This is a genomic window from Paenibacillus sp. USDA918EY (assembly GCF_009870825.1).
In the GTDB taxonomy this organism is placed as follows: Bacteria; Bacillota; Bacilli; order Paenibacillales; family Paenibacillaceae; genus Paenibacillus_AQ; species Paenibacillus_AQ albilobatus.
The window spans coordinates 67564-90184 of record NZ_WTWY01000006.1; the positions used below are offsets into that span (position 1 = coordinate 67564).

Below are 22621 nucleotides of genomic sequence, written 5' to 3' on the forward strand. Positions count from 1 at the left end.
AGAGTGAGCAAAAAAAGAGTATTGTTATTATCTGAAGGCTTCGGTGCTGGACATACTCGAGCTGCGTACGCACTCTCAAGCAGTCTACGCAAACTCTCACCGAATGTTCAGACGAAAGTCCTTGAACTTGGAAGCTTTTTGAACCCAAAGGTCGCGCCCTTGATCATCACCGCATACAAAAAAACCGTGCTTACGCAGCCCAAGCTGGTCGGCATGATGTACCGCCATCAATATAACAAGTCATTGAACCGTTTTACGACGCTTGCGCTGCACCGCATTTTTTATACGCATACGAAAAACGTCGTTCATCAGCTGCGCCCGGATATCGTCGTATGCACGCATCCGATCCCGAGCGCCGTTATATCGCGGCTGAAACGGCTCGGAGAGCAAATTTTGCTGTGTACGGTCATCACGGACTATGACGCCCACGGAACGTGGATCAGCCCCCAGGTCGACCGCTACCTGGTCTCCACCCAAGAGGTGCGGGCGAAAATGATCCACCAAGGCGTACCGCCGTCCCGAATCAAAGTGACCGGCATTCCCGTTCACCCGAACTTCTGGGAGCATCCCGGAAAGGACGAAATCCGCGAGAAGTTCAAGCTGAAGGATATGCCGACGGTCATGGTCATGGGCGGCGGCTGGGGCATCATGAACGACGAGGTTATCAACGACTTTTTGATCCGCTGGAAGGATCAGGTCCAGATTCTGTTCTGCCTCGGCAACAACGAAAAAGAACGGAAAAAGCTCGAACAGGATCCGAGATACAACCATCCCAACATCCATCTGATCGGGTTTACGCTCGAAGTCGACAAGCTGATGGAGGTGTCGGATCTGCTCGTCACGAAACCGGGCGGGATGACCTGCTCGGAAGGCTTGGCGAAAGGCATCCCCATGCTGTTCCACCATCCCCTTCCCGGGCAGGAGGAAGAAAACTGCCATTATTTCACTGCACAGGGGCTTGGCGAGCCGATCGCGTCGCTGGATACGATCGTCAAATGGATGGACAGACTCGTAGGCGACCTGGCCGGAATCCGGCAGCGGCGGGAAGAGCAGCTGACAAGCATCGCCAGGTACCGCCCGATGGAAAGCGCGCATAGCATCATCGAGATGCTGGAATCGAAAACGGTGCCCTCTTCTTGAAGAGAGGCATCGTTTTTTTTTGCGTATAAGAAACCATCTATCGAACGTACTATCGCAGAAGACAGTTCGCGCTAAGCCGAAATTTTTCTTGGGATATAAGGAAGCCATCGCTTCGATACTTATACTAAGTCTTATATCTTAAAAAACCCCGAAAAACGGGATATTTAGCCTGAGGGCCAATCGCTCCGCTTTGCAGGGTTTACCCGCTCCGTATTCCTTTATTAAAAGCCGCATGAAACGGCAGCGACCGCAAAAACGTCGTTATTGCTGTGGCTCCTGAGGCTTGTCCTGCATGCGGTAAGCGTCCAGCCGGTGTTCCTGGTACCGCTTCAGGGCGTCTTCCCCGACGATCGCCTCGCAGCGGTGGATGTTGATGCCTTGACCGTGGAATTTCGTTTCGTATTCGGTCATTACATGCTGCTCATTGGGGCCTTCCCGGTGTAGGTTCAGCGAGATGTTCGTCATTTGCAGGCCGAAATCGGCAAACGCATTCAACGAAAATTCAAACAGCGTCTGGGAGTCGGTCTTCAGATGAATCTCCCCGTTGCGGTTCAGCAGGCGCCGGTATTTCTCCAAAAACCGCGGATGCGTCAAACGCCGGCGGGCATGTCTGGCTTTCGGCCAAGGATCGCTGAAATTCAAAAAAATCCGCTCGATTTCGCCTTCGGCGAACACATCCTCCAAAAATTCAACATTCGCCAGCGCGAGCCGCAAATTCGGAGGCGTTTCGACATCGCGTTCGGACCAGGCCAAACGGGCTTTTTCGCTCGCCCGGCGAATCAATTCATCGTACATGTCGATTCCTATAAAATTAATGTCCGGATAACGGAAGCTCATCTGGCTGATGAATTGCCCTTTTCCCATGCCGAGCTCCACGTAAATGGGACGATCGTTGCCAAATAATGCGTGCCATTTTCCTTTATGGGACCGGGGATCGAGAATCACGAAGCCTGCCTGCGCCTCCAAATTCTCCCGGATTCCTTTTCTGCCGCGTAAACGCATTTCATACCTCCACTTTCATGACTTTGATATCCGCGCAGGTATTCGCGGACAGCTTACTTGCAATATTGTGCCGAAGATACAGTCAAATGTAAAGAGCATCCCCGGAAAAAAGAAAAAGAACCCTGGCCTCCCGGCACGAAAGCCGGGGGGCGCAGAATTCCTTTTCCAAATCTATTTGGAATTGGGGTCCAACGAATTCTTTGTTGTTAGTCTAACCTATCTTGATACTGAAAATCAAATGTCTTTTCGAACGCTTTGCGAATTTTTCGGTAAGCCTCCGCTTTAATCTCCGGATTTCCGTTAAATTTCACGCCCGTCAACGCAAGCGCCTCCTCCGGAGTCAACTCCACAGCAATTTTACCCTTTCCTGAAGCCTCTGCGGTTAAAAAACTCATCATGATCACCTCACGGATTATGGTTGCCGAGATCTGTTTCTTTTATGAAACCGTACTGATTTTTACCCCTAACGGGATCGCGTGACTCCCACTTCCAATATAACATTTCATGTAAGTTATTTCAATAAATCTTATGCCCGAACCGGGCGCAAAATGACCGGCGCTCTCCCCCTCATACCCTTCCCCGAATTTTTTTGCTACAATAGAGCAAGCAGCAAGGCACATTCGGCTTTTCCCTTTGCTGATTTGCCAAAAAGGAGTACATACCCCAATGCATTCGAGAACAGCCAGCTCCCCGCTTTTATGGGGAGATAAACGATTTCATACGTGGAATTACGAAATGCGCGGCGAGTTTGACGAAAAGGTGTTCAAGGTCATGCTCGACGCCGGCTTCACCTGCCCGAACCGGGACGGCACGATCGCCAGGGGCGGCTGCACGTTCTGCAGCGCGCGCGGATCGGGCGACTTCGCCGGCAAACGCCGGGACGATCTTGTGACCCAATTCAATGAAATCCGGGACAAGCAGCATCTGAAATGGCCGAACGCCAAATATATCGGTTATTTTCAAGCCTATACCAACACGTATGCGCCGGTGGAAGTGCTCCGGGAATATTACGAAACGATCCTGGAGCAGCCTGGCGTCGTCGGCTTGTCCATCGCGACCCGCCCCGACTGCCTGCCGGACGATGTCGTCGAATATTTGGCGGAGCTGAACCGGCGGACGTACCTGTGGGTCGAAATGGGGCTGCAGACGGTCCACGACTCCACCTCCGAGCTGATCAACCGCGCCCACGATACGAAATGCTTCGTGGATGCCGTCGCCAAGCTCCGGAAGCACGGGATCCGGGTATGCGCCCACATCATATACGGCCTTCCGCAGGAAACCCATGAAATGATGCTCGAAACCGGATACGCCGTCGCGAACATGGACGTGCAGGGAATCAAGATCCACCTGCTCCACCTCATGAAAGGTACGCCGATGGTGCGCCAATACGAAGCCGGCTTGCTACGTTTCCTGGAACAGGACGAATACATCAAGCTGGTCGTCGACACTTTGGAAATGCTGCCGCCGGACATGATCGTCCATCGCCTGACGGGCGATGCGCCGCGCAAACTGCTGATCGGCCCGATGTGGAGCCTTAACAAATGGGGCGTGCTCAACGCCATCGACGCCGAGCTGAAAGCGCGGGACACCTGGCAGGGCAAATATTGGAGGAACGCGTAAATGGGATTTCTGTCCGTGCTCAGCTTCGCGCAAAAGCAAATCGAAGGCCGCCTGCATCCCGGCGACCTGGCCGTCGACGCCACGGTCGGCACGGGAGCCGATACGCTGTTCCTCGCCAAAGCAGCCGGTCCTAAAGGCAGCGTCTTCGGCTTTGACGTTCAGGCGGAAGCGCTCCGGCTTGCCGAGGAACGTTTGTCCCGGGAGCCGGCCGGCAGCCTGGCTTCCGTCTCCCTCTTTCTTGCAAGCCATGCGCTGATGAAAGAATACATTCCCCCGGAGTTTCGGGGACGGATCGGCGCCGTCATGTTCAATTTGGGTTATCTGCCTGCGGCGGATGCCGACAAACGCATCATTACGACAACCGACAGCACGCTTGAGGCGCTGGAAGCCGCGATTGCCCTGCTTCGCCCGAAGGGGATCGTCACGGCGGTGCTTTACCCCGGCCATGACGGGGGAGCGGCCGAAGCCGAGGCGGTCGGGGCCTGGGCTTCCCGCCTGCCGCAGGAAGCGTGCCAGGCGGTGATGTACAGGCAGCTTCAACGCAGCGACGCCCCGTATGTCATCGCGATCGAGAAAAAGCGGTGAACCGCGAGTGACACATTCAAACATGTGCACCTGAAAATATAGATAAAGGATTTTCAAATCCGAAAACAGGCGGTTTGAATCAACAAGGCATTTGGCAAAAATCCAAATCATCAGATTATTGACCATGAAAGGAAGATGCAGCTATGACACAACCGTATCCATTATTGTTTCAACCCGAATTCAAAGAACGCGTATGGGGCGGCCGCGCCCTCGAACGTTTCGGCCTGACCCCTCCGGAAGGGCATATCGGCGAAGGCTGGATGATCGCCGATCATCCGAACGGCACCACCACCGTCGTCAACGGCGAGCTTGCCGGAAAAGGCCTGGACCAAATTCGCGAAGAACTGGGCAAGGAATGGTTCGGCAGCAAGGGCTTCTCCGAGAAAAACGGACGTTTTCCGCTGCTGATCAAGCTTCTTGACTGCAACGACAACCTGTCCGTGCAGGTTCACCCGACGGATGACTATGAAGGCCTTCCGAAAGGCGAGCTCGGCAAAACGGAAATGTGGTACGTGCTCGACGCCAAACCCGGCGCCAAAATCATCTACGGCTTGAAGGACGGCGTGACCCGCGAAAGCATGAAAGCGGCGCTCGAAAACGGAACCGTCATGGATACGCTGCGCGAAGTATCCGTCGAAGCCGGAGACACGTTCTACATTCCGGCCGGAACGGTGCACGCCCTTTGCGCCGGCGTCGTCGTGGCCGAAATCCAGCAAAACTCGGATACGACCTACCGCATTTACGATTATGACCGTCCGGGCCTGGACGGCAAGCCGCGCGAGCTTCACATCGAGGATTCCTTGAACGTCACCGCGTTCGAAGGCTCCGGCGCTACAACGATGAAAACGGGCGGCCTGGGTGCCGGAGAATGGCTGCAAATCGCCAAATCGCCTTATTTTATCGTGGAAAAAGGCATCGTGGACGGATCCTGGAATTTGAACACGACGCCGGAAAGCTTTACGATCCTGGTCGTATGCGATGGCAGCGGCAAGCTGGGCTGGAACGGAGGTTCCATGGAAATCAAGGCGGGCCAATGTTTCCTTCTTCCGGCCAACCTGGGTGCATATACATTGGAAGGAAAAGCTACGGTGCTCCGTTCTTATTTGCCTGAATAATCCAAAGCATGACGTATTCGAAACCCTCAAGCGGAGATCTCGCCTCCGCTTGAGGGTTCCTACTAGGATAACGAGGGAGTGATGGCGTTTGGTTGAGCAGACCTTCACGATGACTGACCCGCACGGGACGAAACTTCATGTCTATCAGTGGCTTCCCGATCCGGAGGCCGAAATCGTCGGCATCCTCCAGATCGCCCACGGCATGTGCGAAACGGCGGAACGCTACGCCAGGTTCGCCGCGGCGTTGACCGGCAAGGGATATGCCGTATATGCCCATGACCAGCGCGGACACGGCTTGACCGCCGGTTCGCTCGAACGGCTTGGAGACGTCGGGGAGAACGGATTTCAGTTCATGGTTCAGGATATCGTCCAGCTGGGCCGGCTGGCGAGAGCTCAGCATCCCTCCGTTCCCTTGTTCCTGATGGGGCACAGCATGGGATCCTTTCTCGTGCAAAAGGTGATTTTGACGGAAGCGGACGGGTACGACGGTTTCATATTGTCCGGCACCAACGGTCCGCGGGGCATGCTTCGGGCCGGCCATATGCTGGCCTCTCTGCAGCGCATGCTGCAGGGGGACTCGCACCGCAGCCTGATGATGAACGCCATCGTGTTCGGCGGATTCAATAAGGCCTTCTCCCCTAACCGCACCCGTTTCGACTGGTTGTCGCGGGACCCGGAAGAAGTCGACCGTTACATCGAAGACCCCTTCTGCGGAGCTATTTGCACGGCAAGATTTTTCCGGGACTTCTTCGCCCTGCTTCAGGAAATCCAACACCCTGACGGTTATCAGGGCATCTCCAAGCATAAGCCGATTTACCTGTTCAGCGGGGATCAGGATCCCGTCGGCCTGAAGGGCCAGGGGGTCCGCCGCCTCGAAGCGGTTTATCGCAGCCTGGGCCTGGCGGACGTGGAATGCCGGCTGTATCCGGAAGGACGCCATGAAATGCTGAACGAAATCAACCGGGACGAGGTTACCGCGGACGTGCTCGATTGGCTGAACCGCCATAACCCGGCCGGATCGTAAACGATGCTTGAGAAGGAAAGAGATCTCCTTTATTTACACGCAAAAACGCTCTCGGCTCCATAAAGTTCGACCTTATGGGCGAGAGCGTTTTTTATTCGTCAGCGGATCATTTTAGCGCCGTGCCGGCCGATTCCAGTTCCATCGTGTAATGGACCGGCTGCTCGCCGTCGTCCTGCTGGTACAGGACCATCAAAAGCTGCTGCGGCCGCGTTCCTGCCGGCGGATCGCCCGTACCTTCCGCAAGCACGTCTTCCAGCTTGAACGGGAGCACCTCCAGAACGGCATGCTTTTGCAGCTCCCGTTCGCCGATCCCAAGCTCCGCAAAGCCGCCGGATACCGCCTCCGGATGGTCCAGCACCCGGCGCATCAGCGCGCTCCATTCGTCTTTGCCGATCGGATTGTCCCACCAAATTTTGCGCGGCTTGTATTTATGGTTCAGGAAATAATCCAGCTTCATCAGGCCAAGCGCCACGTTCATGCGTTTGATGCCCCTGAAAGCAAGGAACGCGAACAGGCGCGTGAACAGATCCTCCAGCTGGTGGCCGATTTTTTGCCAGCCCTGCCCTTCCCAATAATCGCCGAACTCCTGGAAAAAATCGAACGGCGAATCGAACTCATGTCTCATCAAATAGTTCAGCGTGTGATCCATCCGGTGCGCGTTCCAATATTTCTCCAGCACGTCCTCCAGCCTTTTCAGCCGCACGATGTCTTCGAACGGAAGCTTGTGGCTGCCGAGAATCTCGTAAGGAGCTTGATCCATGTAAGTATAATCGTATTTTTCGGCGTCCCGTCTGAGGCCGGTCCCGCGCAGCATTTTCAGGAAGCCCAGCTGCAGCTCCTCGGGGCGGAGGGCAAACACGTCGTTGAAGGTTTTGCGGAACGTGTCGTAGTCCTCCTCCGGCAGGCCGGCGATCAAGTCCAAATGCTGCGCGATCCGGCCGCTGTTCTTAATGATGTTGACGGTTCGGGACAGCTTCTCGAAATTTTGCCGGCGTTTGACCAGCACGTTGGTCGGATCGTTTGTGGACTGCACCCCGATCTCGAAGCGGAAAATGCCGGGCGGCGCGTTGTCCGCCAAAAATTGCAGCACTTCGGGGCGCATGATGTCGGCCGTAATTTCGAACTGGAAAATGCAGCCGCGGTTATTTTCGATCAGGAACTTGAACATTTCCATGGCATAGCTGTGGTTGATGTTGAAGGTGCGGTCCAAAAACTTGATCACTTTCGCGCCGTTGTCGATCAAATAGGTGATATCCGATTTGACCCGCTCGATGTCGTAATAGCGGACCCCGTTTTCGATGCTCGACAGGCAGAACTGGCATTGGAACGGGCAGCCCCGGCTGGTCTCGAAATAGACGATGCGTTTGCCGAGGTTCGGAATGTCCTCCGGAAAGCGGTGCGGGGACGGAAGCGAGTTCAGCTCGCTTTTCGGGCGGGGCGGGTTGATGATGACCTCCTCCCCTTTCCGGTAGGCGATGCCGTAGACAAAATGGTATTTCCGGTCGCCTTCGATCACCTGCAGCAGGTGGTGGAACGTTTCCTCGCCTTCTCCCATCACGATAAAATCGACGCCTTGCGCGCGCTCCATCCAATGCCCCGTGTCATAGGACACTTCGGGACCGCCGAGGATGATTTTCACTTCAGGCATAACCTTCTTGACGATGTCGATGACCCGGAGCGTCTCCTCGATGTTCCAAATATAGCAGGAGAAGCCGATGACGTCGGGGCGCCGCTGAAACAAATCCGAAACGATGTTCATGACCGGATCTTTGATCGTATATTCCGCCAGCTCGATATCAAACGTATGCTCGCTGTAAGCCTTCAGCAGGCGGATCGCCAGCGAAGTATGGATGAATTTGGCGTTTAAGGTCGATAAAATGACTTTCATGGATTCACATTCCTTCTATTATTCATAATCGCCGTCATAGCGGCCGTCTCCATGCTCCTTGAAGAAGTCCAGAAACGGCTTGCCGTATTTGCGGTATTTCACTTCGCCGACGCCTTTTACTCTCAGCATTTCTTGTTCGCTCTGCGGGCATACCACGCTCATCTCGCGAAGCGTCGCGTCGTTGAAAATGATATAGGACGGCACATGCTCCTTCTCGGCGAGCTCGCGCCGGATCAGGCGCAGCTGCTCGAATACCGTCTCGTTGACGGCCGATGGCGAATAGTCCGCCCTCCGAGAACCGGAGGCGCGGCCCCCTGCGGCGTCCCCGGCAGCCGCTTTGGCCGGCAGGCGCTGCATCACTTTCCGCTGCCCTTTCAGCACCTCGGCCGCCAGCGGCTGCAGCTTGAGCACCGGGTACTGCCCTTCGGAGAGCGACAAATACCCTTCCGAGGCCATCACGTTGATGATCTCCGATATTTCTTTTTCGGTCCGGTCCGCCATCGCGCCATAGGTCGACAGCTCGTCGAAACGGTATTGAAGCACTTTTTTGTTGCGGGAGCCCTTCAGCACGGCGGCCACCATGGACACGCCAAACCGTTCGCGCATGCGGTGGATGCAGGAAAATATTTTTTGGGCGTCGATCGTCATGTCGACCAGCTCGCGTTCATCCGTGCAGGAGCTGCAGATGCCGCATGGCTTGTCCTCATGTTTTTCCCCGAAATAATCGAGCATGGCGCTGCGCAGGCAGCGCGTCGTATAGCAGTAATCGACCATCTGCTGCAGCTTGCGGTAGTCGTTGGCTTTTCGCTCCGGGTCCTGCGGATTTTGCTCGATCAGAAACTTTTGCGTCATGATGTCCTGGGCGCCGAACAGCAAAATGCATTGGCTCGGTTCGCCGTCGCGCCCGGCGCGTCCGGCCTCCTGGATGTAAGCCTCCATGTTTTTCGGCATATTGTAATGGATGACGTACCGCACGTTCGATTTGTCGATCCCCATCCCGAAAGCATTGGTCGCGACCATGACCCGGATATCGTCGTACAGGAAAGCCTCCTGGCTTGCCGCCCGTTCCTCGTCGCTCATGCCGGCATGGTATCTCCCCGCGGCCAGCCCGTTGCTGCTCAATCGTTCGTACAAATCGTCCACGTCCTTGCGGGTGGCGGCGTATACGATTCCGGGTTGATGCGAATGTGCTTCGGCATACTTCATGACAAAATCGCGTTTGTTTTCCCCCCGCAGCACCGACATGGCCAAATTATCCCGGCTAAGTCCCGTAACGAACACTTCAGGCTCGTCCAAGCGCAGCAGCCGGATCATGTCCTCCGTGACCTCCGGCGTCGCCGTGGCCGTAAAGGCGGCAACCATCGGCCGCTTCGGAAGGTTTTCCACGAACGGGGCCACCGCCAAATAACTCGTCCGGAAATCATGCCCCCACTGCGACACGCAGTGCGCTTCGTCCACCGCCACGCAGGAAATGGACAGCAGGCTCATCTCCTCCCGGAACCAGTCCACCTCCAGCCGCTCCGGCGCGACGTACAGCAGCTTCAGGTCCCCGCGTTTGGCGGCACGGATCCGTTCGTTCACTTCCTTGCCGCTCAGCGTGCTGTTGATGTACGCAGCCTGAACGCCCATCGCCGTCAGCGCGTCCACCTGGTCCTTCATCAGCGAGATCAGCGGCGAGACGACCAGCGTCAGGCCCGGCAGCATCAGCGCCGGAATCTGGTAGCAGATCGATTTGCCTCCGCCCGTCGGCATGATGCCCAGCGTATCGTTTCCTTCCAGCAGACTGAGGACGATCTTTTTCTGGCCTTCCCGGAAATCCGGATACCCGTAATAGGTTTGCAGCAGCTGCTGCGCCCGTTCCATCGTCATCGTTTCTACACTCATATATTTACGGACTCCTAACGAAATCTAGTAAAAAACTCATTTCACGCACTTTCAAAAATAGAAAAACCTGCACATGCGGTCATCTTCAAAAAGCCTTTACTTCTAAGTTTACCGAGGTTTGCGGGATTGAGCAACCGCTAGGATTGTTGCCGGCAAGTCCCCGCTGCAAGCACAAAATCCCCTTACATCGTAAGGCCGATGGCTTCTAAGCCGATCAACTAATTTTGCGGTAGCCCCGAAATGATAAAAGCCGGCTCCGCCGGCTCTGTCACTCAGGTCAATTGTATTATACGTCTTTTATATCATCCGCAGGTTCTTCCCCAGCCACGTCCCACCGATTGCGGTGCTCTTCAAGCCGCGGATGCAGCCGCTTCGGCCGCTCCGATAAAATAAGCCGCAGCTTGGCGATCCACTCGCGAAAAGAGGAATAAGAAGCAAACAGGTTCGCCATATCCGGAGTCAGGTACAAAAAATGGGGCGCAGGATATTTATCCGTCAAATGGCGCAGGGCGGTATCCATCGGGGTATATTTTTTGCGTTTGGCTTCAAATACCTCGATCACGGCTTCGGAACGATGCTCAAGCTTCCAGCTTTCAAGCCGCCGCTCGCGTTTGTAAAAAGGCGCTACGGGAGCTTTCAGCATACGTTTGGCGGTTTCTTCATGCAGCGGATACAGCACGAACCGCGAAAACCGGCGTTCCTCCGCCGTTTTCTCCGCCCCCAGCAGCTCATGGTCGGCGGTATCCTCGAAGGCGTCGTAAAAAACCAGCGTTCCTTTGACATGTTCGTCGGGAGGCTCATATCCGAAGGGTACCGTCACGGGAGAGCGCTTCATGCTTCCGCATCCTCCAGATGCTCGCGGCAAAACGCTTCGATCATCCGCACCTCGTCGTCTTCCAGATCGAAATCAAGGTAGCGGTCCGTGGATTTTTCGTACAAGTCGTATTTTACGAGACGGCCGCCTTCTTCCCGTTCATTGTAAATGGCACGGACGTACAGGCCGTTTTCCGAGTACAGCTCGTCGTCCTCCGGAACTTCGACGTCCAATTTGTATTCATAACGTTTGCCCTCCAAAATGCGAAAAGGGTCTTTGATATGTTCCACTTCATATTCGGTAATCGTCAGCATGCATGTCATCCTTCCTAAGCTCTTGGCTATGATTGCCGTTTCACAGGCGTTCCTTCTTATTCTAACAGAGATGGAGGCGGAACATGCGCTTTTATCAGCCTGACGTTATATCCCCTGCCAGGATGGCAATACGTGAGCGACGATGGATCGGACGCCCTCTAATCGATCACCGGAATGCGTTCCGGATGCGCAAGCAGGTCGAACATCAACCCGATTTGGGCTTCCGTATTCCGGCTGCGCGACAGGTTCGGCAATTCGTCCCGCCCAAAAAACCGAACGGCGCTTGTTTCCACGCCTTCCCGGGCCGTTCCGCCGGTAATTTCGCACTGAATGAACATTTTATAGACATGGTAGGGAGCGGGCGGATTATGTTTGTGATTGTCCATCACGGCCAGCAAACGTTTTGCCTTTACTTCGTAGCCGGATTCCTCCCACACCTCTTTGACCGCGATTTCCGTCGGCGACAGCAGCAGATCGGCCCAGCCGCCCGGCAGCGACCAATCCCCGTCTTCCTTCTCCCGTACAAGCAAAATCTTCCCATCCTGAATGACGACGCCGCGGATGTCCGCTTTCGGAGTGGCGTAACCCTGTTCTCCGGCAAAAAGCTGCGTCAGCTTTCCGGTTTCCACCTCCGTGTATTCCGCCATGATTTCCAGGCTGAGCTCGCGCAGCTGTTCATACCTTTCCTTGTCGTATACATCCTTGGCGTAAGCCAGGCCGGTCTGCGCGATCCCTTGAATCCGTTTGGCCCAATCCAACCACTTTAGCGATGTCTCCATTTCCGAACAGGCTCCTTTGCAAAAAATTTCGGATTTTATTGAGAAAGATTATCACTATCAAATAAGTTTATGATACAATCATGTTTAGATCGCAATCTACACCAACGGTAAGGAGTCGACGAGCATGGCGAACATATCGGCGCAGCGCGCGGAACTTCGCATTGACGATTATCTCGATCTGCTGAATCTTGCCAAGCGGCTGGATGACGCCAGATGGCAAAAGGAAATCATCCGCAAGCTGGAACGGCTTCAAAGCAGACAGCAGGCGTTTGCCCTGAAATCGTAAACGAATGTCCAATCTTTCAATTGAATACAGTTTATAGCGAGTTCCATCTTTTTGCAAAACTCCATTCGATAGGCGGCTCTTCATCAGGCCGTCTTTTTTGCTGCCCCTATCGCGAAAAATAGCGGTTCATGCCGAACGTCCGCGAACCCTGATGTTTATTTTTTTAAGAGAATACTATAAAATGGTTGAAAGCGAAAGAAAATTTTGTAAATCGAAACAGGAGTGACCGATGGAAAATCAAGAGCCAACGCGGCTTACCCGCCCCAGGAAAAGGAAAAAGAAAAACAAAGGAAAGTGGCTGCTGATTACGCTCGTCTGCCTGCTGCTCGTGGCGGGAGCCGGGTATATCTTCAGGAAGCAGGTCGCCCTGCTCGCTTTTGACACGTTCATGAAAGATACCGTTGCCGAAACGCTGGACCAATCCTATGAAAAAATCGACGAGGAAGTCAAACCCGAGAAGGTGCAAAACCCGTTTTCGGTTCTGCTCCTCGGCACCGATGAACGCAAAGACGAACCCGGCCGTTCCGATACGATCATCTATTCCGTCGTTCGTCCGGAGGATCGCAAAGTTCTGCTCATCTCCATCCCCCGCGATACTTACACCGAAATTGCGGAGGAAAACAAAAAGAGCAAAATCAACGCCGCCTATGCCCGCGGCGGGATCAAACGCAGCGTCGATACGGTCGAAAACCTGGTCGGCAATAACGTCGATTTTTATGCGACCATTAACTTTCAAGGTTTGAAAGACGTCGTCGACAAGCTGGGAGGCGTACATCTCCCGATTACCAAAGTCATTGAGAACAAACAGAAAATCCATGAAAAGCTGCGCATCGAACCAAACAAGCCGATTTACGACGGCCAGGACGCGCTCAGTTATGCCCGCTACCGCGAGGATTCCGATTTTAACCGGACGATGAGGCACCGCGTGCTGATCGACGCGATTTTGGCGAGAGCGCTTGAAATTCAAAATATTACGAAGCTTCCGGATCTGCTGAAGGTCGCGGGAAGCAACTTCAAGACCAACATGACGTCCACCTTTATGATCGACTTGGCCAAATCCTTTTACGAAGGCGGCATGCCTACCATCAGCAATTACATGCTGAAAGGCGAGGGAGCCATGCGCGACTCGATCTGGTACTACGATCCGGATCAAAAAGATATCGAATACATCCAGAAGCTCATTGCCAATTGGCATGACCCGAATACCCCGGCCGCCCAGCTGCTGGAGCCTGTCTCGGATGAAAATAAGGCTGCCGCAAGCGGAGGCAAATAACTTCAAACCTATAAAAGGCATCCGACCTTCCGAACGTGAAGGTATAAGGATGCCTTTTTCCGTGGGATCATCGAGCTTCGCAGCAGTTGGCCGATTGGGAAAGCGTAGAGCGATCCCATATCGCACAATGCCCTTTTTAAAGCGCAAAAAAGCCGTCCCGGGTCTTCGGACCATTCGGGACGGCTTTTAAGGTTCCTAGTAAGGTATCATGCAATCAGCCTTCAAGCAGCAAGGATTCCGGATCTTCCAGCAATTGTTTGACCGTGACGAGGAAGCGGACGGCGTCGCTGCCGTCTACGATCCGGTGATCGTAGGAAAGCGCGATGTACATCATCGGACGGTTTTCCGAGCGTTCTTCGTCGATGGCAACCGGACGGAGCTGGATTTTGTGCATGCCGAGGATGCCTACCTGCGGCGAGTTCAGGATTGGCGTGGACATCAGCGAACCGAATGTGCCGCCGTTCGTAATCGTGAACGTTCCGCCTTGAAGTTCGGACAATGCCAGCGTATTGGTGCGGGCTTTGGAAGCCAGCGAAGCGATTTCCTTCTCGATGGCGGCAAAGCTGAGGCGATCCGCGTCTCGGACGACCGGTACGACGAGACCTTCCTTCGCCGCCACGGCGATGCCGATGTCGTAATATTTCTTCACGATGATGTCTTCGCCGTCGATTTCCGCATTCAGCAGCGGGAACTGCTTCAGCGCGCCCACCACCGCTTTCGTAAAGAAGGACATAAAGCCGAGTCCGATATCATGTTTGTCCTTGAACGCATCCTTGCGGCGTTTGCGGATGTCCATGATGGCGGTCATATCCACTTCGTTGAAGGTAGTCAGCATAGCGGCCGTGTGCTGTGCTTCCACCAGACGTTTGGCGATCGTTGCCCGGCGGCGGGACATGCGTTGGCGTTCGGCAGGTTTTCCCGGTTGGCCGGTTACGGCCGGCGCCGCCGTTTGCGCTGCAGGGGCTGCGGCTGCCGGACGCGGAGCCGGAGCTTCCGCATGGTTTTTAACGTTTTCCTGGAAGATGCGTCCTTTCGGATCACGGTTCACCTGCTCCAGATCGATGCCCTGCTCGCGGGCCAGCTTGCGTGCAGCCGGAGAAGCCGCAAGATACGTTTCCCCTTCTTTCGCAGGTTCAGCCGGCACGTTTGGCGCTGCCGGAGCGGCCGGTGCTTTTTCTTCGGCTTTCGGCTCTTCTTTCGCAGGCGCGCTGGAAGCTGCAGCCGCAGCTTCGCCTCCAGCCGCAAGTCTACCGATCACTTCGCCGATTTGAACGGTATCGCCGTCTTTTCTCAAAATCTTCTCGACGACGCCGGACTCCTCCGCGCTGATTTCCAGGTTGACTTTGTCGGTTTCGAGCTCCAGAAGCACATCCCCCTGGTTTACGGCATCCCCTTCTTGAACATGCCATTTGTAGATTGTTCCCTCGGTAATCGATTCACCCATTGCCGGTACTGTAATTTCGCTCACGGCCTGCTACCTCCCCAATGCGATGTTATGCTTGATAGATTTTTGGTTCAATGCTGTCGATACGATCTGCTGCTGCTCAAAGCTGTGTACTTGCTGGAAGCCGCTGGCGGTACTCGAACGTTCAGGACGGCCGTTGTAGTTCACAGGCGTGCCTTGAGGCGCCAGTTTGCGGAGATGGGGCTCGATATAACGCCAAGCGCCCATGTTTTCCGGTTCTTCCTGTACCCACAAAATTTCTTTGGCGTTCGTATATCTTGCGAAAATCTCGCGGACCTCTTGCTCAGGGAACGGATACAGCTGCTCGATGCGAATAATGTGCAGCCAGTCAAGCGGTCCTTCTTCCTTGCTCAAGGCTTCTTCCAGCTCAACCGCGATTTTGCCGCTGCAAAGAACGAGACGTTCCACCCGTTCCGGATGTTTGCCGAGTCCCTCTTGCTCAAGCACACGATGGAAACGCCCTTCGCTCAGTTCCTTGCCGCTGGATGCGACGCGGCTGTTGCGGATGAGGCTCTTCGGCGACATCACGATCAGCGGACGCGCGTCTTCGCTTTCGGTCAAAGCGGCCTGACGGCGAAGCAGGTGGAAATATTGAGCCGCGCTCGTCAAATTGACGACGGTGAAGTTCTCTTCGCCGCCCAGCTGAAGGAAACGTTCGAGACGGGCGCTGGAGTGCTCCGGTCCCTGTCCTTCGTAACCGTGAGGCAGAAGCATGACAAGGCTCGATTTTTGTCCCCACTTCGAACGTCCGGCCGAAATGAACTGGTCCGTGATGACCTGCGCGCAGTTGGCGAAATCGCCGAATTGCGCTTCCCAGATGACCAGCGTTTCCGGGGAATACACGTTATAGCCGTATTCGAATCCGAGCACGGAAGCTTCGGACAGCGGGCTGTTATGAATCGCAAAGGATGCTTTCGCCTGCGGCAGCTCATGCAGCGGGCAGAAAGTCGAACCGTTTTTCACGTCGTGAAGGACGAGGTTGCGGTGCGCAAACGTCGCGCGTTCGGCGTCCTGGCCCGTGATGCGGATCGGCTTGCCGTCGGCGATGATGCTTGCGAACGCCAGCGTTTCCGCCAAACTCCAGTCTACCTTTTCCCCGTCGTTCAGCGCCGTTTCACGGCGTTCCAAAATGCGCTGCAGCTTCGGATAAACGTTGAATCCTTCCGGGCGCTTCAGCAAGTCGGAGTTGATTTCCCGCAGCTTTTTCAGCGGCACGCCGGTTTTGATCGCCTTAATCCGGTCTTCGGCAGGCGTTTGCTGATGGGTATTCGCAGGTTCCTGCTCCTGATCCTTGATTTTGTCGTACGCTTCCTTCATGCGGTTCTGCACGTCCTGGATCAGGCGGCCGCTTTGCTCCTTGCTGACCAAGCCGCTTTGTTCAAGCACGCCGGCATAAATGGCGGCAACGCGCGGATGGCTTTTCACTTTGTCGTAAATGAGCGGCTGCGTCGTATCCGGATCGTCCGTTTCGTTATGGCCGTAACGGCGGTAGCCGACCAGATCGATCAGGAAGTCTTTCTTGAACTTGTTGCGGTATTCGCATGCAAGGCGGATCGCGGCGATACATGCTTCCGGATCATCCGCATTGACGTGGACGATCGGAATTTCATACCCTTTGGCCAGGTCGCTGGCATAATGGGTCGAGCGGGAATCGCGGCTTTCCGTCGTAAATCCGATGTTGTTGTTCGCGATGATGTGAATGGTTCCTCCGTTTTGGAAACCAGGCAGCTTGTTGAAGTTCAGCGTTTCGGCCACGATGCCTTCGCCAGGGAAAGCGGAATCCCCGTGGATGAGAACCGTGGCGGCTTTGTTCACGTCCTGCTCCGGATAACCGGGTTTCGTACGGTCTTCCTGCGCCGCGCGCGCAAAGCCTTCCACCACCGGATTGACGAACTCCAGATGGCTCGGGTTATTCGCGAGCGTGATTCGGGTTTGAACGACACTGCCGTCCTTCAGGACGCGTTTTGCCCCTAAGTGGTATTTGACGTCGCCGGTCCATCCGAAATTGATGCCCATCGAGCCTTCGGACGGGAACAGTTTTTTGTTCGGCGAATGATGGAATTCAGAGAAAATCTTTTCGTAAGGCTTGCCGAGCACATGCGCAAGTACGTTCAAGCGGCCGCGGTGAGCCATTCCCATCAGAATATGCTCCGCGCCGTCGTCCGCCATATTGCGCACCAATTCGTCGAGCATCGGAACCAGCACGTCGTTTCCTTCGATGGAGAAACGTTTTTGCCCAACGAAGGTACGGTGCAGAAATTCCTCGAATTGCTCGACTTCGATCAGTCTTTCCAGCAGGTTCACTTTCTCCGTTTCGCTGAGCGGAGTCGGGAAGTTGCCGCTTTCGACATGACGGTTCAGCCATACGCGTTCTTCCGTTTCATGCACGTGGCTGAATTCAAACGCAATCGTTCCGGTATATGTTTGACGCAGTTTCTGGATCGCTTCCCAACCGGTTTTGACATTCTCGGGCGCTCCGTCCCAGATCAGGGATGCAGGGAATGCCGCAAGATCGGACTGGCTCAGTCCGTATTGTTCAGGTTCAAGCACGCGCGTATCCGGCTTCGGAATGATGCCGAGCGGATCGATGTCGGCGGCCAAATGGCCGTACGCCCGGATGTTCCATACGAGTTTTCCGGCATCCACGCCCTTTTTCAGCAGGCTCGGGTCAAACGGCGCGTTGGCAGATACTGCGCTTACAGGCGCCAATTGTACCGGCGCCATCGGAGGCGCGCCCCATGTTTGAAACACTTTGCGGAACGTTTCGTCCACCGATTCGGGATCGTTGACGTAACGTTCGTACTGCTCCTGAACGTATCCCAGGTTGGGGCCGTAGTAAGATTCCCAGGCACCCTGCGTTTGTGTGTCGCTCTTATTGGTTATCATCGCTAAAGTAATACCTCCGCCTTGGTTTTTTAATAGTCATATAGAATGAGAATCCTTCGAATCATTCAATCTATACGTTGGACGGAAATCTGAAAAAATGATTCTTGTAAGCCGTTTCAGCAAAATGTAAGCGGCTCAATTTCTATTATAAACAAATCCTCTCCATACCTGAAATAACCATTTAATATAGTTATGATCTAAAAAACAGATCAATCGGGGCAAAAACGTGCTTTTTGCCGCCAATCGATATGGAAACATTGACAACACCCATGCAAATGAGGCATCGATTTGGAAATTCCACGAAAAAAATGGGCTTTTTACCGGTTCGAACCCGTGAACAAACGCCCTCTTATTGTTCATCAAAAAGCGACATTTGGTCCGGAGGCAGCTCGGGCATGTCCAAACCGAACGAACGCATCAGCTGCAGCGCGTTATGAGCCGCATCCCCGCCGGAGTTGTTGTTGAACACAACCCAGCACGTTTTCGTGGATTCGAGCAGCCTGAGGATATTCTCTTTCCATTCCGCAAGCTCCCGCTCATCGTACCGATACAGATAACGTACCTCCCTCCAGTTCGGCTGCCCGCCGGATTGCCATCCTTCGGCGTTCCGCCCATGCAGGCGCACAAGGGTGGCGTCGTCCCGCGTAGGCGCAAGAACCGTCGGAATGGATCCCTCCCCCGCTTGCGGCTCGTCGCAAACCGAATGGATCCAGCCCTCTTCCCGCATAAAGGCAAGCGTCTTGTCCCGCATCTCCCCGGCAAACCAGCTTTGATGGCGGAACTCCAGCGCAAGCGGCAGCCCGTCCATCCACTGCCGGGTTCGGCGCAGCACTTCCACGTTTTTTCGACCGCAATCAAACCAAGGCGGATACTGAAACAGCACCGCCCTCAGCTTGCCGGCGGCCTGCAGCGCTTCTGCGGACTCCCGGAACGCATGAAACATCGACCTCGCGTCAGGAAAAGGGATTTTGCCGCGGGTATGGCCCGTCATCCCCTGATAGGCCTTGACGACAAAGCCGAAGGAATCCGGCGTCTGTTCGCTCCATTTCAGCATTCTTTCCGGCGTTGGAATCGCATAAAAAGAGCTGTCGAGCTCCACGATCGGAAACCGGCGGGCGTATTCCTTCAGCTTGTCTCCCGCTTTCGTCCCCGGGGGATAGATGTCGTCATGGTCTCCCCAGCCCGCCAGGCCGATCTGAACCTGTTTTTCGCTTACGTCCGTATGTTTCAATGGCAATCGACTCCATCATGTCTTAGTATGACCAACAACTTCCTTACAATAACGTTATACCCAAAAACCGGTCCGGCGATTTGCCTATGAAACGTCCACGTCCCCGTGATCCCATACCGATTTCATTATTTCATCGACGGTCTGCTCGGCCGTCATCGAAGAAGTGTCAAGCCACATGCCGATCCGCGGGGTTTCGCCGAGCAGCACTTCGTTCAGCCCTTCCACCGTCCATTCCCCGTAACCTTTTTTGGCCCGCCCGGCTTCCCTTTGCGCCACGACGGAAGGATTGGGGCATAACACGACGACGTACAAAGGGCGTGTCTGTACATAAGAGACGAAATCCTCAAGCATTCTGCCGATCACTACGTCCTGCACGACAACGTTAAACCCCGCCGCAAAATAGGCATCGGCCGCCTGCGCGGCCAACCGGTATCGCAGCGAAAGCTGCTCAAGCTCCGCCTCATCGGCATCGGGCCGGACCTCCCTGCGGTCGTTTACGATCATTTTCCGGAACATGTCTCCGCGCAAATGCACCGATCTGTCCAATCGTTCGGCTAGCAGCTGCGCAACGGTCGATTTTCCGCTGGCCATGATCCCGGTGATCAAAATCATCGCCTGCCGGCTGGATTTCATAGCTCTGGCTCCTCTCTTGAAAAAAACGTTAATGATCTTTCTACTGCTAGTATACAAAAGGCCCGCGGGGATTAGGAGCGTTAATTTGCCTGAGAGATTGTTATGCAGCCGCTTTTGCTTTGTTCCCCGCATCATGATATAGTCATTGATCTTCCTGGATTTACATTTACATCATCAAACTTACAAGAAAGGAATAGGTTATCCCTATTCGGAATGGCTAGTTCGGTTCGTGTTATTAAGGAGCAAAAGCACTCAAATACGATATTCAAAATAAACGGGCAGGAGTGATGCAATAATGAATCAGCACGATTTTGATCTTGTTGTCAAACCAGCCGAAGAGCATCAATTGGATTTTCTTGAAGAAGTGTTTTCACCCGGCAATCTGACAAAACCTCAGTATCGTCGGTACGATGTGCAGAGGAAAGGCGAAGGCGTATATTTAATCGCATGGCATAAAAATCGTCCGATCGGGCACTTTTTGTTGCGATGGAGCGGTCCTCAGGATGCTCGTGTAACCCAATATATCGACGTAACGCATAGCGCCTTCCTGGAGGGGGGACTAACCAAAGATGACTACCGTAAAAAAGGTGTAGCGACAGCAATCATTCGCGAAGCCGAGAGATTATCAAGAGAAAGAGGATGCACTCATATCGGCTTGGAAGTAAGCAGCAAGGATAATCCCGAAGCAAGAAGGTTATATGAAAACCTGGGTTTTATAGACTGGGGCTACGGCGAATTTCAAATCAATTGGGAATACCATGATATGAACGGAACAAGGATTCGCTCCGATATTGTCATTTTTATGCAAAAACCATTAACCTCATAATCACTCGACAGCCAAGGCACCTACCGCCCCCCACTCATCTCGACGTTGAAATCGCTTTTCTAACCGCAATATATTAACGAAAACAAGTTCTAGTCTTAAAGTAAAACGCGCAGCCGACTATCCCGGGACAGACAAACGGTCCCAGGGGTGGTCGGCTGCGCCTTTAGGCCGGCTAAAATTTAGGAATTACATATCGAATGAGAAAGTAGAGTAAACCGAAAAAGATAATGATATAAGCCGCATACTTGATGAAGGTTGCCGCGACGAAGCTGGAGTCGGATTTTTTATGCACTTCCGTCCGCTCCACCTCGACGTTTCGATCCTGAGGTTCGCGTTCGCTCATGCGTTTCTCCTCCTTAGACCTTGGATTATGACGCGAATTTCGTTTGGTACATACATACACCGAGGAAAGAACGGTGAAACAGTCCTCGGAGGCAACGAGCCGTCAAAAAAAGCCCGCTGCCTTCGCAGCGGACTTTCGCAATTTCGTTCATATTAAGCTTTGGCTTGATCTTCGTTTTCGGCGCCGTCCGGCTCCGGAACGCCGAAATTCGGCGTTCCGTCCTCGTTCCAGGTGAATACCTGGGCTCTCGTATGCCGGTTCGGGTCGTACAGCGGATCCCCCGTAATTTCCTTGTAATTGCGGGCATGGTACACGATGACGTCCTCCCCGTCCTCGGAGACGGTAAAGCTGTTGTGCCCCGGGCCGTATTGCCCCGTCGCCTCGGAGGTTTGGAACACGGGCTCCGGCGACTTCACCCAGGAAGCCGGGTCGAGCAGGTCCGCCGATTCGTCGGCGTACAGCAGTCCCATGCAGTAGTTGTGGTCGGTGGCGCTGGCCGAATAGCCGATATAGATGCGCCCGTTGCGTTTCAGCACGGCCGCTCCTTCGTTGACCTTAAATCCGATCACTTCCCACGGATACTCCGGCGTCGAGATCATGACCTGCTTGCCTTTCAGCGTCCACGGATTGCTCATTTCCGAAATGTACAGGTTCGAATTGCCTTCGATTTCCGGATCCTTTTGGGCCCAGACGTAATAACGCACTCCACGGTGTTCGAACGTGGTCGCATCCAGCGCAAAGGATTCCCACTGGGTACGGACTTGGCCTTTTTCGACCCACTGGCCTTCGAGCGGGTTCTCGGACGCGTTTTCCAAAACGTACATCCGGTGGTCGAACAGTCCCTCTTTCGTTTCGGTCGTTCGGGCGGCGGCAAAATAGATGTACCATTTTCCTTCTATATAATGAATCTCCGGCGCCCAGATGTTCGCGCTAAGCGGGCCGGTTTCGTATTTGCGCCATGCCACGAACGGCTCGGCATCCCCCAGTCCCTGCAGCGTCTTGGATCTGCGGATTTCGATCCGGTCGTATTCCGGAACGGAAGCCGTAAAATAATAATAGTTATCGCTATGCTTGTATACCCAAGGGTCGGCGCGCTGCCATACGATCGGGTTGTTGTATTTTCGGTTTCTCTCCATATCAGGTTCTCCTTTATAACGTAATGCCGAATCTTGGACGGAAGCAAGGTTCTTTTGTCAGCTCCATTTCGGAGCAAAGGGATACGGGCAAGCGGAATCCTGCAGCCGGGCTTTAACCGCAACGAGGCACCCGCAATATTGGCAGGTCGTTCCATACTGAAGCCCCGGGCAGCGCTCGCACTGCCCGATCCGCTGCCGGTATACCTCCTCGGAGGCGGTTTCTCTGCCGCGCGTCGCGATCTCGACGAGCCGCTGCAGCTTTTCCGGCGAAACCTGTACGCTCGCTCTGCATCCCTTGCAGCCTTCCTGACGCTCCTCCATCATCGATCAGCCTCCCTTTCCCGCTTGCCTGTTTTGGCGTTCAGTCGATTGTCCCG

Annotated in this window: 22 protein-coding genes; 8 read left to right on the forward strand and 14 right to left on the reverse strand. The window is 54.4% G+C overall.

Annotated features, from left to right (window positions below):
- Positions 1–3 precede the first annotated feature (3 nt).
- On the forward strand, positions 4–1140 hold the full coding sequence (locus GQY55_RS14145; protein ID WP_160042449.1) for an MGDG synthase family glycosyltransferase: 1137 nt from the start codon (positions 4–6) through the stop codon (positions 1138–1140).
- A 261-nt stretch (positions 1141–1401) separates the two neighbouring features.
- Here the strand turns inward: GQY55_RS14145 and trmB are convergent, their stop codons facing one another.
- Complete coding sequence (gene trmB, locus GQY55_RS14150; RefSeq protein ID WP_160042451.1) at positions 1402–2142, reverse strand: tRNA (guanosine(46)-N7)-methyltransferase TrmB; 741 nt, start codon at positions 2140–2142, stop codon at positions 1402–1404.
- A gap of 206 nt (positions 2143–2348) precedes the next feature.
- Complete coding sequence (locus GQY55_RS14155) at positions 2349–2537, reverse strand: hypothetical protein (protein WP_160042806.1); 189 nt, start codon at positions 2535–2537, stop codon at positions 2349–2351.
- Between the two features lie 271 nt (positions 2538–2808).
- Here GQY55_RS14155 and GQY55_RS14160 point away from each other — a divergent pair, with 271 nt between their 5' ends.
- From GQY55_RS14160 to GQY55_RS14175, 4 genes are all read left to right on the forward strand, one after another.
- Complete coding sequence (locus GQY55_RS14160) at positions 2809–3762, forward strand: TIGR01212 family radical SAM protein (protein WP_160042453.1); 954 nt, start codon at positions 2809–2811, stop codon at positions 3760–3762.
- A complete protein-coding gene (locus GQY55_RS14165) occupies positions 3763–4347 on the forward strand; it encodes a class I SAM-dependent methyltransferase (RefSeq protein WP_160042455.1) in 585 nt (194 codons plus the stop codon).
- Positions 4348–4490: 143 nt separating this feature from the next.
- Positions 4491–5462, forward strand: a complete 972-nt coding sequence (locus GQY55_RS14170; RefSeq protein ID WP_160042457.1) for a type I phosphomannose isomerase catalytic subunit — start codon at positions 4491–4493, stop codon at positions 5460–5462.
- A gap of 88 nt (positions 5463–5550) precedes the next feature.
- Positions 5551–6486: an alpha/beta hydrolase gene (locus GQY55_RS14175; protein ID WP_201452159.1), complete on the forward strand. Its 936-nt coding sequence runs from the start codon at positions 5551–5553 to the stop codon at positions 6484–6486.
- A 106-nt stretch (positions 6487–6592) separates the two neighbouring features.
- Here GQY55_RS14175 and GQY55_RS14180 read toward each other — a convergent pair whose 3' ends face one another.
- The 5 genes from GQY55_RS14180 to GQY55_RS14200 all read right to left on the reverse strand — a co-directional run bounded on the left by GQY55_RS14180 (position 6593) and on the right by GQY55_RS14200 (position 12165).
- Complete coding sequence (locus GQY55_RS14180; protein ID WP_160042459.1) at positions 6593–8374, reverse strand: B12-binding domain-containing radical SAM protein; 1782 nt, start codon at positions 8372–8374, stop codon at positions 6593–6595.
- 18 nt (positions 8375–8392) lie between these two features.
- Positions 8393–10258, reverse strand: a complete 1866-nt coding sequence (recQ, locus tag GQY55_RS14185; RefSeq protein ID WP_160042461.1) for a DNA helicase RecQ — start codon at positions 10256–10258, stop codon at positions 8393–8395.
- Between the two features lie 286 nt (positions 10259–10544).
- The gene (locus GQY55_RS14190; RefSeq protein ID WP_160042463.1) at positions 10545–11093 is read right to left on the reverse strand and encodes a hypothetical protein; all 549 of its coding nucleotides are present in this window, start codon (positions 11091–11093) and stop codon (positions 10545–10547) included.
- Positions 11090–11386, reverse strand: a complete 297-nt coding sequence (locus GQY55_RS14195; protein WP_160042465.1) for a DUF6509 family protein — start codon at positions 11384–11386, stop codon at positions 11090–11092. Before GQY55_RS14195 ends, GQY55_RS14190 begins: the two co-directional genes overlap by 4 nt.
- Before the next feature lie 158 nt (positions 11387–11544).
- Positions 11545–12165, reverse strand: coding sequence for an NUDIX hydrolase (locus GQY55_RS14200; RefSeq protein ID WP_160042467.1), 621 nt, complete (start codon positions 12163–12165; stop codon positions 11545–11547).
- Between the two features lie 124 nt (positions 12166–12289).
- Here GQY55_RS14200 and GQY55_RS31020 point away from each other — a divergent pair, with 124 nt between their 5' ends.
- Together GQY55_RS31020 and GQY55_RS14205 are read left to right on the forward strand one after the other, a co-directional pair.
- Complete coding sequence (locus GQY55_RS31020) at positions 12290–12451, forward strand: hypothetical protein (RefSeq protein ID WP_201452160.1); 162 nt, start codon at positions 12290–12292, stop codon at positions 12449–12451.
- A gap of 229 nt (positions 12452–12680) precedes the next feature.
- Positions 12681–13724, forward strand: coding sequence for an LCP family protein (locus GQY55_RS14205; protein ID WP_160042469.1), 1044 nt, complete (start codon positions 12681–12683; stop codon positions 13722–13724).
- A gap of 214 nt (positions 13725–13938) precedes the next feature.
- Here GQY55_RS14205 and odhB read toward each other — a convergent pair whose 3' ends face one another.
- From odhB to GQY55_RS14225, 4 genes are all read right to left on the reverse strand, one after another.
- Positions 13939–15192 (reverse strand): 2-oxoglutarate dehydrogenase complex dihydrolipoyllysine-residue succinyltransferase, encoded by a 1254-nt coding sequence (gene odhB, locus GQY55_RS14210; protein ID WP_160042471.1) that lies wholly within the window; start codon positions 15190–15192, stop codon positions 13939–13941.
- A gap of 6 nt (positions 15193–15198) precedes the next feature.
- A complete protein-coding gene (locus tag GQY55_RS14215) occupies positions 15199–18075 on the reverse strand; it encodes a 2-oxoglutarate dehydrogenase E1 component (RefSeq protein WP_160042473.1) in 2877 nt (958 codons plus the stop codon).
- A 349-nt stretch (positions 18076–18424) separates the two neighbouring features.
- A complete protein-coding gene (locus tag GQY55_RS14220) occupies positions 18425–19306 on the reverse strand; it encodes a DUF72 domain-containing protein (RefSeq protein ID WP_160042475.1) in 882 nt (293 codons plus the stop codon).
- A gap of 84 nt (positions 19307–19390) precedes the next feature.
- Positions 19391–19939, reverse strand: coding sequence for a phosphotransferase-like protein (locus tag GQY55_RS14225; protein WP_160042477.1), 549 nt, complete (start codon positions 19937–19939; stop codon positions 19391–19393).
- Positions 19940–20234: 295 nt separating this feature from the next.
- On the opposite strand from GQY55_RS14225, the gene GQY55_RS14230 reads away from it, so the two are divergent.
- Entirely contained in the window at positions 20235–20765 is a 531-nt protein-coding gene (locus GQY55_RS14230) for a GNAT family N-acetyltransferase (RefSeq protein WP_160042479.1), read from the forward strand.
- A gap of 172 nt (positions 20766–20937) precedes the next feature.
- On the opposite strand, the gene GQY55_RS31025 is transcribed toward GQY55_RS14230, so the two are convergent.
- The 3 genes from GQY55_RS31025 to GQY55_RS14240 form a co-directional block, all read right to left on the reverse strand.
- Positions 20938–21108, reverse strand: a complete 171-nt coding sequence (locus tag GQY55_RS31025; RefSeq protein WP_201452161.1) for a hypothetical protein — start codon at positions 21106–21108, stop codon at positions 20938–20940.
- A 152-nt stretch (positions 21109–21260) separates the two neighbouring features.
- Positions 21261–22244 (reverse strand): glycoside hydrolase family 43 protein, encoded by a 984-nt coding sequence (locus GQY55_RS14235; RefSeq protein ID WP_160042481.1) that lies wholly within the window; start codon positions 22242–22244, stop codon positions 21261–21263.
- A gap of 57 nt (positions 22245–22301) precedes the next feature.
- A complete protein-coding gene (locus GQY55_RS14240; protein ID WP_236575609.1) occupies positions 22302–22568 on the reverse strand; it encodes a DUF6171 family protein in 267 nt (88 codons plus the stop codon).
- Positions 22569–22621 lie beyond the last annotated feature (53 nt).

Coding starts and splice junctions, on each gene's coding strand:
- trmB (WP_160042451.1), bottom strand. CDS start 2,142: ATGCGTTTACGCGGCAGAAAAGGAATCCGGGAGAATTTGGAGGCGCAG.
- GQY55_RS14155 (WP_160042806.1), bottom strand. CDS start 2,537: ATGAGTTTTTTAACCGCAGAGGCTTCAGGAAAGGGTAAAATTGCTGTG.
- GQY55_RS14160 (WP_160042453.1), top strand. CDS start 2,809: ATGCATTCGAGAACAGCCAGCTCCCCGCTTTTATGGGGAGATAAACGA.
- GQY55_RS14165 (WP_160042455.1), top strand. CDS start 3,763: ATGGGATTTCTGTCCGTGCTCAGCTTCGCGCAAAAGCAAATCGAAGGC.
- GQY55_RS14170 (WP_160042457.1), top strand. CDS start 4,491: ATGACACAACCGTATCCATTATTGTTTCAACCCGAATTCAAAGAACGC.
- GQY55_RS14180 (WP_160042459.1), bottom strand. CDS start 8,374: ATGAAAGTCATTTTATCGACCTTAAACGCCAAATTCATCCATACTTCG.
- recQ (WP_160042461.1), bottom strand. CDS start 10,258: ATGAGTGTAGAAACGATGACGATGGAACGGGCGCAGCAGCTGCTGCAA.
- GQY55_RS14190 (WP_160042463.1), bottom strand. CDS start 11,093: ATGAAGCGCTCTCCCGTGACGGTACCCTTCGGATATGAGCCTCCCGAC.
- GQY55_RS14195 (WP_160042465.1), bottom strand. CDS start 11,386: ATGCTGACGATTACCGAATATGAAGTGGAACATATCAAAGACCCTTTT.
- GQY55_RS14200 (WP_160042467.1), bottom strand. CDS start 12,165: ATGGAGACATCGCTAAAGTGGTTGGATTGGGCCAAACGGATTCAAGGG.
- GQY55_RS31020 (WP_201452160.1), top strand. CDS start 12,290: ATGGCGAACATATCGGCGCAGCGCGCGGAACTTCGCATTGACGATTAT.
- GQY55_RS14205 (WP_160042469.1), top strand. CDS start 12,681: ATGGAAAATCAAGAGCCAACGCGGCTTACCCGCCCCAGGAAAAGGAAA.
- GQY55_RS14215 (WP_160042473.1), bottom strand. CDS start 18,075: ATGATAACCAATAAGAGCGACACACAAACGCAGGGTGCCTGGGAATCT.
- GQY55_RS14225 (WP_160042477.1), bottom strand. CDS start 19,939: ATGAAATCCAGCCGGCAGGCGATGATTTTGATCACCGGGATCATGGCC.
- GQY55_RS14230 (WP_160042479.1), top strand. CDS start 20,235: ATGAATCAGCACGATTTTGATCTTGTTGTCAAACCAGCCGAAGAGCAT.
- GQY55_RS31025 (WP_201452161.1), bottom strand. CDS start 21,108: ATGAGCGAACGCGAACCTCAGGATCGAAACGTCGAGGTGGAGCGGACG.
- GQY55_RS14235 (WP_160042481.1), bottom strand. CDS start 22,244: ATGGAGAGAAACCGAAAATACAACAACCCGATCGTATGGCAGCGCGCC.
- GQY55_RS14240 (WP_236575609.1), bottom strand. CDS start 22,568: ATGATGGAGGAGCGTCAGGAAGGCTGCAAGGGATGCAGAGCGAGCGTA.